Source organism: Exiguobacterium sp. CH10, from assembly GCF_018617635.1.
In the GTDB taxonomy this organism is placed as follows: domain Bacteria; phylum Bacillota; class Bacilli; order Exiguobacteriales; family Exiguobacteriaceae; genus Exiguobacterium; species Exiguobacterium aestuarii_A.
The window spans coordinates 1-13,975 of sequence record NZ_JACSKO010000002.1 but is presented as its reverse complement, the minus strand read 5'-3'; the positions used below and the strand labels follow the sequence as shown (position 1 = coordinate 13,975).

At 46.4% G+C, this 13,975-nt stretch carries 12 protein-coding genes and 1 tRNA gene; 2 read left to right on the top strand and 11 right to left on the bottom strand.

Annotated features, from left to right (window positions below; genetic code table 11):
* Positions 1 to 30 precede the first annotated feature (30 nt).
* Positions 31 to 846, top strand: coding sequence for a sulfurtransferase (locus KNP04_RS06925; RefSeq protein ID WP_214875185.1), 816 nt, complete (start codon positions 31 to 33; stop codon positions 844 to 846).
* A 53-nt stretch (positions 847 to 899) separates the two neighbouring features.
* On the opposite strand, the gene KNP04_RS06920 is transcribed toward KNP04_RS06925, so the two are convergent.
* The 4 genes from KNP04_RS06920 to KNP04_RS06905 are packed head-to-tail and all read right to left on the bottom strand — an operon-like array spanning position 900 to position 7,088.
* Positions 900 to 3,332, bottom strand: coding sequence for a glycogen/starch/alpha-glucan phosphorylase (locus KNP04_RS06920; protein ID WP_214875184.1), 2,433 nt, complete (start codon positions 3,330 to 3,332; stop codon positions 900 to 902).
* 22 nt (positions 3,333 to 3,354) lie between these two features.
* On the bottom strand, positions 3,355 to 4,788 hold the full coding sequence (glgA, locus tag KNP04_RS06915) for a glycogen synthase GlgA (protein WP_214875183.1): 1,434 nt from the start codon (positions 4,786 to 4,788) through the stop codon (positions 3,355 to 3,357).
* A gap of 10 nt (positions 4,789 to 4,798) precedes the next feature.
* A complete protein-coding gene (gene glgD / locus KNP04_RS06910) occupies positions 4,799 to 6,004 on the bottom strand; it encodes a glucose-1-phosphate adenylyltransferase subunit GlgD (protein ID WP_353047916.1) in 1,206 nt (401 codons plus the stop codon).
* Positions 5,934 to 7,088, bottom strand: coding sequence for a glucose-1-phosphate adenylyltransferase (locus KNP04_RS06905; protein ID WP_214875182.1), 1,155 nt, complete (start codon positions 7,086 to 7,088; stop codon positions 5,934 to 5,936). Before KNP04_RS06905 ends, glgD begins: the two co-directional genes overlap by 71 nt.
* Before the next feature lie 154 nt (positions 7,089 to 7,242).
* Here KNP04_RS06905 and KNP04_RS06900 point away from each other — a divergent pair, with 154 nt between their 5' ends.
* Complete coding sequence (locus tag KNP04_RS06900; protein WP_214875181.1) at positions 7,243 to 9,030, top strand: transglycosylase domain-containing protein; 1,788 nt, start codon at positions 7,243 to 7,245, stop codon at positions 9,028 to 9,030.
* A gap of 47 nt (positions 9,031 to 9,077) precedes the next feature.
* Here KNP04_RS06900 and KNP04_RS06895 read toward each other — a convergent pair whose 3' ends face one another.
* The 7 genes from KNP04_RS06895 to KNP04_RS06865 form a co-directional block, all read right to left on the bottom strand.
* Positions 9,078 to 9,953 carry a hypothetical protein gene (locus tag KNP04_RS06895; RefSeq protein ID WP_214875180.1) on the bottom strand — a complete coding sequence of 292 codons (876 nt, stop codon included), beginning with the start codon at positions 9,951 to 9,953 and terminating at the stop codon, positions 9,078 to 9,080.
* A complete protein-coding gene (locus KNP04_RS06890; RefSeq protein WP_074032604.1) occupies positions 9,950 to 10,507 on the bottom strand; it encodes a DUF5366 family protein in 558 nt (185 codons plus the stop codon). Before KNP04_RS06890 ends, KNP04_RS06895 begins: the two co-directional genes overlap by 4 nt.
* A gap of 228 nt (positions 10,508 to 10,735) precedes the next feature.
* Positions 10,736 to 11,209, bottom strand: a complete 474-nt coding sequence (gene trmL / locus KNP04_RS06885) for a tRNA (uridine(34)/cytosine(34)/5-carboxymethylaminomethyluridine(34)-2'-O)-methyltransferase TrmL (protein ID WP_026826698.1) — start codon at positions 11,207 to 11,209, stop codon at positions 10,736 to 10,738.
* Between the two features lie 12 nt (positions 11,210 to 11,221).
* A complete protein-coding gene (locus KNP04_RS06880; protein WP_214815494.1) occupies positions 11,222 to 11,662 on the bottom strand; it encodes a methylated-DNA--[protein]-cysteine S-methyltransferase in 441 nt (146 codons plus the stop codon).
* Positions 11,643 to 12,791, bottom strand: coding sequence for a tRNA epoxyqueuosine(34) reductase QueG (gene queG / locus KNP04_RS06875; protein WP_214875179.1), 1,149 nt, complete (start codon positions 12,789 to 12,791; stop codon positions 11,643 to 11,645). Before queG ends, KNP04_RS06880 begins: the two co-directional genes overlap by 20 nt.
* A gap of 67 nt (positions 12,792 to 12,858) precedes the next feature.
* Positions 12,859 to 12,929 (bottom strand) — tRNA-Gly (locus KNP04_RS06870).
* A 591-nt stretch (positions 12,930 to 13,520) separates the two neighbouring features.
* Positions 13,521 to 13,975 (bottom strand): RNA-guided endonuclease TnpB family protein (locus KNP04_RS06865; RefSeq protein WP_214875178.1); only part of this gene is annotated, 455 nt, incomplete at its 5' end.

Below are 13,975 nucleotides of genomic sequence, written 5' to 3'. Positions count from 1 at the left end.
TGAGAGTAACGAAACCTCGAGGTGATATTAATGTTTCCAACAATGCGTGCCCAAGAATTAAAACAAATCGTGCATACGAACTCGATTCGTTTCATCGATTGCCGATATTCGCTAAACGACGCGTCCTATGGTAAATATGTCTACCGAAAGGGACACCTTCCGAACGCTGTCTTTCTCGATTTGATGGAAGACTTGTCCGGTCCGCTCGGCGAGCATGGCGGGCGTCACCCGCTCCCTTCAAAAGAAGCGTGGACGGCAACACTCCGTCGCATCGGCTTGAAAAAAGAAGATTTGGTCGTCATTTATGATGACGGCTTCCCGTTCGCAGCTCGTGCGTGGTGGCTCTTGAAATGGGCCGGTCACGAACGTGTCGTCGTCCTAGAAGGCGGCATTCAATCTGGCATCACTTATTGCGGTGAGACCACGACCGACGTGCCGAACTATCCAGCGAGTGACTATGCCCCAGATTTTCAAGACGACATGATCGCGACACTTGAAGAAGTGAAAGCCGCTACGAGCGGTTCACTCTACGATTCGCGAACAGAAGATCGGTTTAACGGGACACATGAACCAATTGACCAAAAAGCAGGTCATATCCCAAACGCATTACTCTGTTCTTATGCCGAAGCCATCACCGAGCTAGGCACATTAGAAGATTTTCACGATTTAAAAGAACTTTATAAGGACGTTCTTACCGTGGAAAATCCAATTTTTTATTGCGGTAGCGGCGTGACCGCCTGCGTCAACATTCTGGCGCTGCACGCTCTTGGGAAAGACGATGTTCGACTTTACCCCGGATCCTATTCTGACTGGATCAGCTATCCAGAAAACGAGGTCCACCCGTAACGGGTGGATCGTTTTTATTTTACACCGAAGTTAATGTTATTCCAAAATAATCTTCATTTGACGCTCGTTGGTTTAATGTTCCAGACTGCGTTTGCATATTCCGTGATTGTTCGGTCACTCGAGAAGATTCCCGATTTTGCCGTGTTGACGATTGAGCTCTCTGCCCAACGCGGACGGTCACTGAAGACTTCGTCGACGCGTCGCTGTGCTCGCATATAGGAGATGAAGTCTTTCAATACGAGGAAATCATCGTTATAGACGAGGAGTGAGTCGAAGATCGACTGGAACTGATATTCACCGACCTTATCAAATGTACCGTTGACGAGACCATCGACCACATCTTTAATTTCTTGGTGGGCATGATAGATTTCCGACGCATGGTATCCTCCGAACTTTTTGTAGTTCATAACTTCTTGTGGGGATAACCCAAAAATAAAGATATGATCGTCTCCGACCGCGTCACGAATCTCGATATTCGCACCGTCTAACGTACCGATTGTCAACGCACCGTTCATCATGAACTTCATGTTTCCGGTACCCGACGCCTCGTAGCTCGCTGTCGAGATTTGTTCGCTCAAGTCAGAGCCTGGGAAAATACGTTCTGCCATTGAGACACGATAGTTCTCAAGGAAGATGACTTTAATGAATTGGCTCGCCCGCTTATCTTTATTGATCAACGTGGCGAGGGCATTGATGTAGCGAATGATTTCCTTCGCGTAATAGTACCCCGGTGCCGCCTTAGCGCCAAAAATGAACGTACGAGGAACCATCGTAAACGTTGGATCCGCTTGAATCTTCAAGTAAAGCGCATGGATATGAAGTGCATTTAAAAGCTGACGCTTATAGGCGTGGAGACGTTTAACTTGAACGTCAAAAATGGAATGCGGGTCAATCGTTTCTCCCGTCTCCTCCTGAATATAAGCTGCCAAATCAAATTTATTTTGTTGTTTAACATCCATCACGGTTTCTTGGAAGCTCTTATCTTTTGAGACACCCATCAACTTTTCCAAGTCGTTCGGATGTTCGATCCATGATGGTCCAATCGCTTCCGTGATTGCGTCAGACAGTCGCGGATTCGATTTCAAGAGCCAACGTCGATGCGTGATCCCGTTCGTTTTGTTGTTGAATCGCAGTGGGAACATCTCGTATAAGTAACGCATCTCGCGCTGTTTTAAAATATCGGTATGGATTTGGGCAACCCCGTTCGTGGAATGTGAGCCGACGACAGCCAAGTTGGCCATGTTGATGTGCTCATTCGATACGATTGCGATTTCACCCATATGTGATTCCAGATGAGGATAGTTGACTAATACATCCCGACAGAAACGTCGATTGATTTCCTCGATAATTTGATACACGCGAGGTAATAGCCGTTGATACATCTCGACCGGCCATTTCTCTAACGCTTCGGCGAGTAACGTATGGTTCGTAAACGACATGACGCTCTTCGTGATGCGCCACGCCTCGTCCCAACCGTACCCATGCTCATCCATCAAGATTCGCATCAATTCAGGAATCGCAACAACCGGGTGTGTATCGTTAATATGGATCGCATAATGATCGCCTAATTGTTTGAGCGACTTATTGCGCTTCAAATAGGAAGCAAGCATCGATTGAATCCCCGCCGACACAAAGAAATACTGTTGTTTCAAACGCAGTACTTTTCCTTCATACGTCGTATCATCTGGATACAAAAATTCCGAAATGGTCGCAATCGACTGTTTGTATCGCAACAAGTCTTTGTACGTCCCTTTCGTTTTCTCTAAATACGCCTCATCGTCAAGCGGCGACTCCGCATTCCAAAGACGTAACGTATTCACGACGTCATTTTGATAGCCGATAATCGGCATATCGTAAGGTACCGCTCTTACGACTTCATCCGGATGATGGACGACGCGTAACCGGTCTCCGATTTGCTTCATCTCAATCCATCCACCGAAATTGATATCGACCGCTTTATCCTGACGTCTCGTCTCCCACATATTGCCGTCACGTAGCCAGTTGTCCGGTAACTCGACTTGATACCCATCGACAATCTTTTGTTTAAAGAGACCATAGCGGTAACGGATCCCGTTTCCGTGTCCAGGTAAACTGAGCGCGGCCAATGAATCGAGGAAGCAGGCTGCTAAGCGGCCAAGTCCCCCGTTCCCAAGTCCCGGTTCTGGCTCTATCTCCGTGATGTCCGTGAAGTCGTATCCAAGATCCTCGAGTCCTTCTTTGACGAGTTCTAACACGTTGAGACTCAACAAGTTGTTATACAGGAAACGACCTAATAAAAATTCAAGCGAGAAGTAGATGACTTGCTTGCTGTGCTTTTCTTCTTGACGTTCTCGCGTGTGGATCCATTTTGGCATGGCTTGTTCGCGTACCATCGTTGCCAAGGTTTGATACACTTCCTGCTCTGTCCCATCTTCGATCGACTTCCCATTTAATGCGATGAATCGTTCTTTAAACGCGTCGACAAAGCTCTGTTTATCTGTGAACATAAATCACGTTAGCTCCTTCCACTCATGCGAATAAATGATATAACTCACGATATTGCTTGGCGGATTGTTTCCAGCTAAAGTCCGCGGTCATCGCCTGATGGACGAGGGCATGCCAATTTTCTTTCTCATAGAAGACACGAATCGCTTTTTCGATCGTTGCCAACATCTCATGGGCATTGTAGTTCATGAACCCGAATCCGGTACCTTCTTGCGTGAATTCGTTATATGGCTTCACCGTGTCACGAAGTCCACCCGTCTCACGTACAATCGGCAATGTTCCGTAGCGCATGGAAATCAATTGACTGAGTCCACAAGGCTCAAAACGTGACGGCATTAAAAAAGCATCCGATCCAGCGTAAATCAAGTGAGCGAGTTCGATGTCAAAACCGATGTAAGAGCCCACTTTCCCTGGATGTGCTGCTGTCATCTCGTGAACGATTCCTTCATATTCTGGTTGTCCTGAACCAAGGAATGCAAATTGGCATGGCAATTGACCAAGTTCTTCAAAAACACCATTAATTAAATCGAGGCCTTTTTGGTCGACAAGACGGCTGACGAACCCGATGAGCATGACATCATCTCGAACCTCAAGACCAAGTCGTTCTTGCAAAGCTCGTTTATTGGCGAGCTTTCCTTCTTTGTACGTATCGAGGTTATACGTCTGTTCGATTCGCGCATCTGTGTTTGGATCGTTCGTCGCCAAATCGATGCCGTTTAAAATCCCTCGGACTTCAACCGCGCGATGACGTAACGCCCCGTCTAAGCCTTCCCCATAATACGGTTCCATGATTTCGTCACGGTATGAGGGGCTGACGGTCGTGATTTGGTCGGAATGAACAATTCCAGCTTTCATGTAATTGACGAGACCGTTATGTTGAATCCCTTCGGCCGTAAAATGCTCAGGACCGAACTGTAATAGTTCTCCAAGAATCTCTTCCGGGAAAATTCCTTGGTACTGCAAGTTATGGATGGTATAAACCGTACGAATGCGTTGATACGCTTCAATATGTTGATAATGAATACGTAGAAAGGCCGGTAGAATACCGGTCTGCCAGTCGTGACAATGAAGAACATCAGGTACTTCTTCCATTTTCCCAATCATCTCAAGGACTGCCCGTGAGAAGAAGGCGAATCGTTCCGCATCATCAAAGTGTCCGTATAAGACACCGTCGCGTTTAAAGTAGTATTCGTTATCGATGAAGTAATATGTGATGCCATCTCGCTCTAATTTCAAGACCGCGCCGAATTGCTTCCGCCAACCGACCGGAACGATGAGGTCGAATAAATACTCCATCTCGTCCACATATTCAGCAGCAATCGAGCCATATTTCGGCATGACAACACTCACTTCTTCTCCTAAATCCGCCACCGCTTGAGGGAGCGAACCGACAACGTCGGCGAGCCCCCCCGTTTTCATGAACGGTGCCGCTTCTGAAGCAACATACCAAATTTTCATAAAATCCTCCTCACACCACTGTTCGTTTTGCGATGACAATCGGTTCGTCGATTGTACCTCGGATGACTTGCCCCCGTTTTACGACAACTTCTTTATCAAGAATCGCATTTTCGACGACAGCGCCTTCTTCAATAATCGACTTCGACGAAATGATTGAGTTTTTCACGCGTGCGTGCTTACTCACTTGAACACCACGGAAGAGAATACTGTTTTGAACTTCACCATGGATTTTACATCCGTTCGCTACGAGCGCTTCGTTCACTTTTGACCCTTTCAAATAGCGAGTCGGTGGCTCATGCTTGATCTTCGTATAGATGTGTGGGAAGTCATAGATGATTCCTTCTCCACGAAGCAGTCGCATGCTCTCGTTATAGTACGAAAGTACCGAATGAATAGCCTGCATTTTACCGACATAATGGTATCCGTGAACATGCAACCGATGGAGCTGTGGACGGATGACACCGTCTAACAAGTCATATTCTCCTTTAGACGTCGCTTCGTCGACGAGACGCATAAAGAGGTTTTTTGACATGATAATCGTTTCTGTGAATGCATATTCATCATCCGGCGAAAAACCACGTTCTGAAACACCGACGACGCGATCATTCTCACCAAGGCGAATCGGACGACAGTAGCCACACTTCTGTTCGTGCGTCGTATAGGCAAGTGTGATGTCTGCTCCCATCGACTTGTGATGTTCGAGCATGTCGTTGTAATCGATTGTCGTCAACACATTTGATCCCGTGATGACGACGTACGGCTGTTTGCTGCGAATGAAATGTTCACGGTGCATCGAGAAGTTGGCCAAATCACCGAGATACGCTTCCCCGTCAGGTTTTAAGGCAGGCGGGAAAATATGAAGTCCGCCCTGTGAACGGTCCAAGTCCCATTCTTTTCCTGATCCGAGATGGTCCATCAACGAGCGGTACTTGTCTAACGTGAAAATCCCCACTTGACTGATGTTTTGTGTAATCATATTCGTCAACGTGAAATCAATTAGACGATAGCGTCCCGAAAATGGAACCGCTGCTAAATTGCGATGACCTGTGAATTCCGGAAACAGACCTTGCTCCGTGCCTAAGTTAATGACCCCTAATAAATCGTTCGTCAACAGTAACGCCTCCTTGCGTATCTCTTTACTCGTATCAAACTCGTTGTTTGAAGACGGTGCCGCTTTCAATGTTTTCGTGTGGTTCAATAACAACGATTTCACCACCCGGCTCACCGACTGTCGCGCCGTCTTCTATGACTGCACAGCTTGCGACAATGGCTCTGTGAATTGTTACATCCTTCCCGATTCTAGCCCCCGGCATGATTACCGAGTCTTTCACGAGCGATCCTTCGCCGATACGAACGTCATAGAATAGAACCGAATGTTGTACTTCCCCTTCGATATGACACCCTTCATTGATCACAGACTGTTCGACGCAGGCATCTTTACCGATATATTGCGGCGTCTGATTCGGATTGACCGAATAGATTTTCCAGTTTGGATCGTACAAATCGAATGGTGGTTCTTCCTCAAGAAGATCCATATTCGCTTCCCAAAGCGATTGAATCGTCCCAACATCTTTCCAATAACCTTTAAACTTATAGGCGAAAACATCTAGTCCTTGGAGAAGCGTGTTTGGAATGATGTTCTTTCCGAAGTCAAAGCTTGATGTTTCATCTTCCGCATCTTTAATCAAATGCTCGCGCAAGACGCTCCAGTTGAAGATATAAATCCCCATCGATGCCAAGTTACTCTTTGGATCTTCAGGTTTCTCTTCAAACTCATTGATGCGAAGGTCATCCGCCGTGTTCAAGATTCCGAAACGTGAAGCTTCGTCCCAAGGCACTTCCATGACGGAAATCGTCACATCGGCTTGTTTTTCTTTGTGGGCTTCGAGCATCTTTTCGTAGTCCATCTTGTAGATGTGGTCTCCTGATAGGATCAAAACGTAATCCGGATCGTAATCATCAATGTAGCTCAAGTTACGATAGATCGCGTTCGCTGTCCCTTCGTACCAATTTTTCCCCGACTGTGCTTGGTAAGGTGGGAGAATGGCTAAGCCCCCGTTACGACGATCTAAATCCCATGCCGTCCCAATTCCTAAGTAACGATTCAATTCAAGCGGCTCGTATTGCGTCAACACCCCGACTGTTGTAATTCCCGAGTTCGTGCAGTTTGACAATGGGAAATCGATGATTCGGTACTTTCCGCCAAAATGAACGGCAGGCTTCGCCGTTTTTCGCGTGAGAGGCCCCAATCGTTTTCCTTCTCCTCCCGCAAGGAGCATCGCAACCATTTCTTGCTTCATAAATAATAAGCCTCCTCAAAATCGTAATATACAATCCCTTTTACCCTTTTTCGCTCTTTCCTAAAGTATTCCTTCTCGAATTATTATATGATAACGTTTACATTTTTATTTTTTTGTAAATTTGACGATATAATGAATAGAAAGAGGTGAAACGATGAGAGCTTGGATTGGAATCTTGTTTTTTGCAGGACTATTAGCAACTTCTTTGACGCTTGCGAATGCATTGAAAGAAGAAATCGAAAAGACAAATGAAATTTTATCTTGGGGACAAGAACTAGTGTCAGAGCAACCACTCTCGTCGAAGCATGCGATCACGCTCGCGTACAATGGTGGCGAACAGCAGATTTACTTGGCAGGTCGCCGAAATGATGTCTCCCCAAAGGCATTACCTGAGCACATTCAAGAAGCCATCATGATCATTGAAGACCGAAAATTTAATGCCCATCCCGGCTACGATTTGAGCGGGATTGCCCGGGCATTTATTAATAACGCGAACGAGACATCTGTTCAAGGTGGAAGTACAATCACCCAACAGCTCGCACGAAATGTTTATCTCACGCATGAACGGACATATGAACGAAAAGTGAAGGAATTATTGATTGCACGAGCATTGGAAGAAAACTATAGCAAGAAAGAAATTTTAACTGCTTATAGCAACGTCATTTTCTTCGGACATAACGTATATGGCATTCAATCTGCGGCCGATACATACTTCTCGAGACCGCTCGCCGACCTCAATTGGAATCAACTCGCGTATTTGCTGACGGTACCGAATAACCCGTCACTCTATGATCCGCTCAATCCGTCAGATGCATATTTCGAGCGAAAAGACCGGATTTTGACACAACTATTCGAAGCGGGCGTCATCTCAAAAAGCGCCTATGATCAATATCATGGTGTAAAACTGCAAGCCGCTTATCGAAGTCAAACGATTCAATATCCGGACTATATGGATACGGTCGTTCGTGAAGCGATTCAGTTAGTACGCTCTCGATACGATTTAGATGATGCCGAAGCAAGAGACTATTTATCGACGCATGAAGCAACGATTGAGACATATCTGTCGACAGCAAAACAGACGAAAGCGAAGCGCGTGATGAGTCAGCTTCCATCCGGGTTAAACGGAGGATATACGGAACTGACACCACAAGGACGAATCGTGGCGATGGTTGATTCGGAAATGACGCAAGTCGGTGAGTTCAACCGCGCAACCCAAGCCTACCGTCAACCGGGGTCCGCAATCAAACCGATTCTCGTGTTCGCCCCATTCATTGAAGAGACGGGGGCGACGCTTGAGACGGTTCTCGATGGACGACCAGCTTGCTATGGTTCTTATTGTCCAGGTAACAGTCATAATCGCGTGTTAGGCGATGTGTTATTGAAAGATGCAGTCGCCTATTCCTACAACACGCCGGCCTTGGCTGCTTTCTCTGTCGTTGATCAACCACGCGCCTATAAGACGGCCGATATGATGTTCAGTCAATGGGATGAACAGGACGAGAACTTAGCGAGCGCGCTCGGCGGTCTCACGCAAGGGGTCTCCCCGAAAGAGCTTGCTGCCGCCTACACACCATTCTTAAACAAAGGCGTCTATACGTCGGGTCATACGATTAAACAAATCACATTCAAAACGGATGAGCCCGCATTGACTCCTATCTTGACCGAGGAGGCAGTCTGGTCTCCCGATACGATGACTACGATGAAAAAGGCTTTAGCGACCGTCACGACATACGGGACGGGACGTTACGCGAGTAAGGTGAAACGTGATTATGAGTACCTCGGAGGAAAGACAGGGACAACAAACGATAATAAAGATATGTGGTACGTCGGACTTACAGATCAAACGATCACCGCCATTTGGCTTGGGGCCGACACGCCTCGACCGTTCCCCGAACTTGCCAACCGTGCTTACCCGGCAATCGTCTGGACAGAGGCACATTGATTAAAAAGAGTCAGCTGAATTTTATCAGCTGACTCTTTTTTGATGACTCACCCTCTGCGTTCGATTCGCATATGATAATTTCCCCAGTGTTTCAATAATTCATCGTGATTTATGAGTTTCCATGGGTTAAAACGAACTTGACCGTGCTTGTTGAAATATAGGTTTTCTCGAACACAGTAGCTGGCGTGAATAAGTTGCTCTTGTTCGTTCCAAAAAGTAAAGACGTCACCTGCTTCCGGAACAGCATCCGTCACCGTTTCAAAACCGCTCTGCTGAATCGTCTGAAGAAATGTCTCCGGATGAATCCACTGGTGAATCATCCACTCATGTTGTGTAGCTGCGAATAACGTCGCCGCCAGACAATTACTCCCTTCATATATCGGAAATGTGTTCGCATATGTAACGAGATGTGCTGGTGTCCGTTCATCACATCGTTCCCCTTCCCACGTATCCCATTCTTTCGCATAACTAAATACAAGAGAATGACGCATGTTCAATGAAAGTTCATTCCAGTTCGACTCGTGTAAGACGATGAAAGATTGCCCATCCTTCTCCACGATTGCGTCATCGGATACCTCATTCCGCTGCTCAACGGCAAGAGGTAAAACAAGCCCACGATTCGTCTTCACCTGATATTCAAGAAGACGGGACTTGATGTCCTGACGTAAACCATCAACCGCGTTTGACGGGGCATGGACAACATGTGTGACGCCTTCTCCCATCATCCATGTCAGATAGGCATTCGAAAGATGCGGATTTTTATAAGCGGGGTGACGGGAAAACTCTTCTCTCGGTAAAATGAGGACACTACTCGGCAAATCTTCAAAGAAAGTAGAATCAATCCAGTACAACGTTTCTTTTGGAACAAACGTCTGACACCACGCCTCTATTTCATCAAACGTCGGCTCAAATTTCTCTCTCATAAGATGATATCTCCGACAGAATTAAACAGCCGCAGAATCGACCATCCTAACCCACTGATCAATGTCGCCCACATGACACCTTGCATGAGCAACAAGCCGATGGCACGTGGAACGGACATCGATTGACTCACTTGCCAGACGTAGTAAAAGAGATACATCAATAACGTACAGACGAGGACGGCCATGACGGCAAGTAATGTATTGAGAAACAGAAAACTGATCCCAGAACCGATGAGGAAAATAATCGCCCCAGGTTTAAGCCGATGGAGTGACGTCCCGTTTGTTTCTCGCGCAAAAAAAGCGAAGCCGAGTTGATTGAACGTATCGGCGACCAGTTTGAGTGCACTAAACAACATAAAGAAGATGGTGAAGAACACGACAAGTACGAATACTTTCGTTTCTTGCACGGATAACAGTTCAATGATTTCACTATATACGCCAATTTGATTCAGCCACTGGATCACATACTCGGACGTCGCAATCGCAAGTGACATGGAAAACAAAATAATTCCGATGAGTGGGGCATAGCTCAGTAAGTACACATTCGTTTTCATGTTCCTTCTCCAATTTCACAGTAATTTCTTATATTCAGTGCAATTCTACTACCAAGTATATTATACTATTTATAGTTATGGAGATTAAAAGGGGGATTTTTGGATGGGCCTATTATTGATGGTTGGAATCAGCGTCGTCTTCCTCGCAGCGATTTTGACAGCTGGATATAACCGTAAACCTGAGGGTAACGAATAAGAGCCGGGATTCTTTACGAATCCGGCTCTTTTTTATTTCAACCCTGCATATCCTTGTTGGCGTAGAGCCTCATATACAATGATGGCAGCTGTATTCGACACGTTCAATGAACGGACGAGGTTCGATTGTGGAAGACGGATACAACGGTCTAAGTTGTTCTCAATCACTTCCATCGGTAATCCTTTCGTTTCACGACCGAACACAAAGAAGTAGTCGCCTTCTACGTCCGAAACGTCTAAATCGCTCGGATATTGTTCTCCGTACTTCGTGATATAGAAGAACTGTCCGTCCGGATGCTTCTCCCACAATTCCTCTAACGAGTCATGGTAGCGTACATCGACAAATTGCCAATAGTCTAGCCCTGCGCGCTTCAACATTTTATCGTCTGTCGAGAAACCGAGCGGACGAATCAAATGGAGGACAGAGTTTGTCGCCGCACACGTACGCGAGACGTTTCCTGTATTTGCTGGTATTTCTGGTTGAAACATTACGACATGAATCGCCATAGTTCATTTCCCTCACTTTTTCATTTCTAATTCAAGAAGACGTTGTTTTTCAGACAACCCTCCTGCAAAGCCGACAAGCTTCCCACTGCTTCCAATCACCCGATGACACGGAAATAAAATCGGTAACGGATTTCGGTTGAGCGCTTGGCCGACGGCACGAACAGCTTTCGGCCGACCGATTTGTTCTGCAATTTGTTTATATGTCCGTGTCTCACCGTATGGAATCGTCAACAATGCATCCCATACTTCCTGTTGAAATGGTGTTCCCTTCATTTCGATGTAGGTACGATCTGATTCATGGAACCCATGCTGCTCGACGCGCATCATGAGATGTTGTAACCAGTCAGGAGCTTCTTCTGACGGTTCATATGTGGTGAACTCAAGAGCTGTCAGTTTGCCTGCTGCGTTTAATTCATACGCTAACGGTCCCCATTTAGACGACACGATCTTCATGTGTCCACTCCTCTCGATAGATACGAATTTCTTCATGTACCATGTCAGACACTTCTTTACGTTCAATTTCTTCAAAAATCGATTCGGCATCAGGACCAAGAATTGCACCGATCGCCCATACCGCAGTCGCTCGCATGTCCTCTCGTTCATCGTTTCGGATGAATTCACGTAAAATCGGAATCGCAGATGGTTCCCGGTAGTGCGCGAGCGCCAAAATTGCATTTCGCTGGATTGGTTTCTTCCCGCGCCACGCACCTGATAAATGCCCAAACTTTTGTTTAAACTCTCGATTACTCAATGTCAAGAGCGGCTCTAACAGCGGTTTGACGATTTCTGCTTCCGGTAACAATTCTTCGTGGTGACGCCAATCCTTTTTACGATTATACGGGCAAACTTGCTGACACGTATCACATCCGTATAAGCGACCTCCGAGCTTCGAGCGAAACTCTCGTGGCATCAACGTCTTCATCTGCGTAAGATAAGCGATGCAGCGTTTCGCATCCAGCACGCCCGGTTCAACAAGTGCTGTCGTCGGGCAGGACGTCATACATTTATTACAGTCGCCACATCCATCTTCAATCGCTTCATCCGGCGGCAAATAAACATCTAAAATCATTTCCCCTAAATATAAGTACGATCCTTTTTCGGGTGAGATGATGGAGCAGTTTTTTCCGCTGAAGCCGATTCCGGCTCGTTCAGCGACAGCTCGGTCTACGAGCTCACCCGTATCGACCATTGAGCGCGTACGCACTCCAGGAACCAACTCTTCAATGTACGTTTGAAGCTGCTCTAATCGATTGCCGACGGCGCGATGGTAATCCAGTCCCCACGAGGCTCGGGCAAATAGCCCACGTCTCTCTCCAGCGACACTTCGTGGTGCATCCTTCAACTTACTTGGATAGGCAATCGCAATCGCAATGATTGACTGGGCTTCTTCAAGTAAAAGTTCCGGATTTGTACGCTTCTCTAGGTCGGGCTCTTCAAACCCAGAGGCAAACCCTTTCTCTTGCTGCCGAATAAGTCGCTGTTTCATGACGATGAACGGATCAGCCGTTGTCACTTTCAACTCGTCGATCCCGATGGTTTCGGCATACTCGAGGATTTGTTGTTTTAATGTGTATGGGTCCATTCCGTTCACCTCCTCTATATATTTTCGCATACAAAAAATCTCTCCGCCACTCGGCAGAGAGATATGAAGCGGGTGAAGAGAATCGAACTCTCGTCATCAGCTTGGAAGGCTGAGGTTTTACCATTAAACTACACCCGCATGAAATATTGTTGTCGTTCAAGCGACTACAGTTAATATACACCTATACCATTAAACTGTCAACAAGTATTCGTAAGTTTTTCTAAAATCACTGAAAAAAATATTTCGATATACCTTAATCACTAATATTATGCCAATACAAATAGCGATTCAAGTTGTCTGATTACACGAAATGCTCGTCCACGCCCTTCTGTCTCGGCATATGTCAACTCCATAAAGCGTCCTGATTGATACATATTGATCCAAAAGAAGGAATCTTAGATATGGTTATTTTCCCCTCACTCCTTCTCACAATGGAGATTCATTCAAGTAAGTTTCAGGATGCTCTTTCTAAAATCAGATATTCTGTCGTCGCAGCCACTCTTGTTCGTGAGAAAACAAGAAGCTCCACTTTTTCTTAAGAATTCAGTCAAATATTCGAATCACGTCTAAGTGACTCGAATAGCGAGAAAGAAAAGTCATTGCCACAAGTGAACTACTCGCCACTTATTTGCTTCGCAAATTGAAGGGGGAGCTTCTTGGGAAGACCGTGCTCTCACCAGCCACGGTTATGGACCAAGCTCGTCGGGCAGTCCCTGCCCTGAAGGATTGTCAGTCGGCCAACATCAACAGGTTGATGCTCGCGTTGATGTCACGGTCATGATGCGCGCCACAGGCACACGTCCATTCACGGACATCCATCGCCTTCTTCTGACCTTTCTCGCCACAAGAAGAACAGATTTGAGTGGATGCGAACCATTGATCCGCCTTGATGAGCGTCCGTCCGTAGAAGTTTGACTTGTACTCGAGTTGACGGACGAACTCATGCCAGCTGACATCCCCGATGGACTTGGCGAGCTTATGGTTTTGCATCATGTCCTTCGACTTCAATGTCTCCACGACGATGACTTGGTTCTCGTCAACGATCCGTCTCGACAGCTTGTGAAGGAAGTCCTTGCGTTGGTTGGCAATCTTTTCGTGTTTCTTCGCCAAAAGTAATTTGGCTTTTTCACGATTCTTGCTCCCGATCTTCTTTCGCGACAGCGCCCGTTGCGCCTTCTTGACCT

Coding starts and splice junctions, on each gene's coding strand:
- KNP04_RS06900 (WP_214875181.1), top strand. CDS start 7,243: ATGAGAGCTTGGATTGGAATCTTGTTTTTTGCAGGACTATTAGCAACT.
- glgA (WP_214875183.1), bottom strand. CDS start 4,788: ATGAAAATTTGGTATGTTGCTTCAGAAGCGGCACCGTTCATGAAAACG.
- KNP04_RS06905 (WP_214875182.1), bottom strand. CDS start 7,088: ATGAAGCAAGAAATGGTTGCGATGCTCCTTGCGGGAGGAGAAGGAAAA.
- KNP04_RS06925 (WP_214875185.1), top strand. CDS start 31: ATGTTTCCAACAATGCGTGCCCAAGAATTAAAACAAATCGTGCATACG.
- KNP04_RS06895 (WP_214875180.1), bottom strand. CDS start 9,953: ATGAGAGAGAAATTTGAGCCGACGTTTGATGAAATAGAGGCGTGGTGT.
- trmL (WP_026826698.1), bottom strand. CDS start 11,209: ATGGCGATTCATGTCGTAATGTTTCAACCAGAAATACCAGCAAATACA.
- queG (WP_214875179.1), bottom strand. CDS start 12,791: ATGGACCCATACACATTAAAACAACAAATCCTCGAGTATGCCGAAACC.
- KNP04_RS06880 (WP_214815494.1), bottom strand. CDS start 11,662: ATGAAGATCGTGTCGTCTAAATGGGGACCGTTAGCGTATGAATTAAAC.
- KNP04_RS06920 (WP_214875184.1), bottom strand. CDS start 3,332: ATGTTCACAGATAAACAGAGCTTTGTCGACGCGTTTAAAGAACGATTC.
- KNP04_RS06890 (WP_074032604.1), bottom strand. CDS start 10,507: ATGAAAACGAATGTGTACTTACTGAGCTATGCCCCACTCATCGGAATT.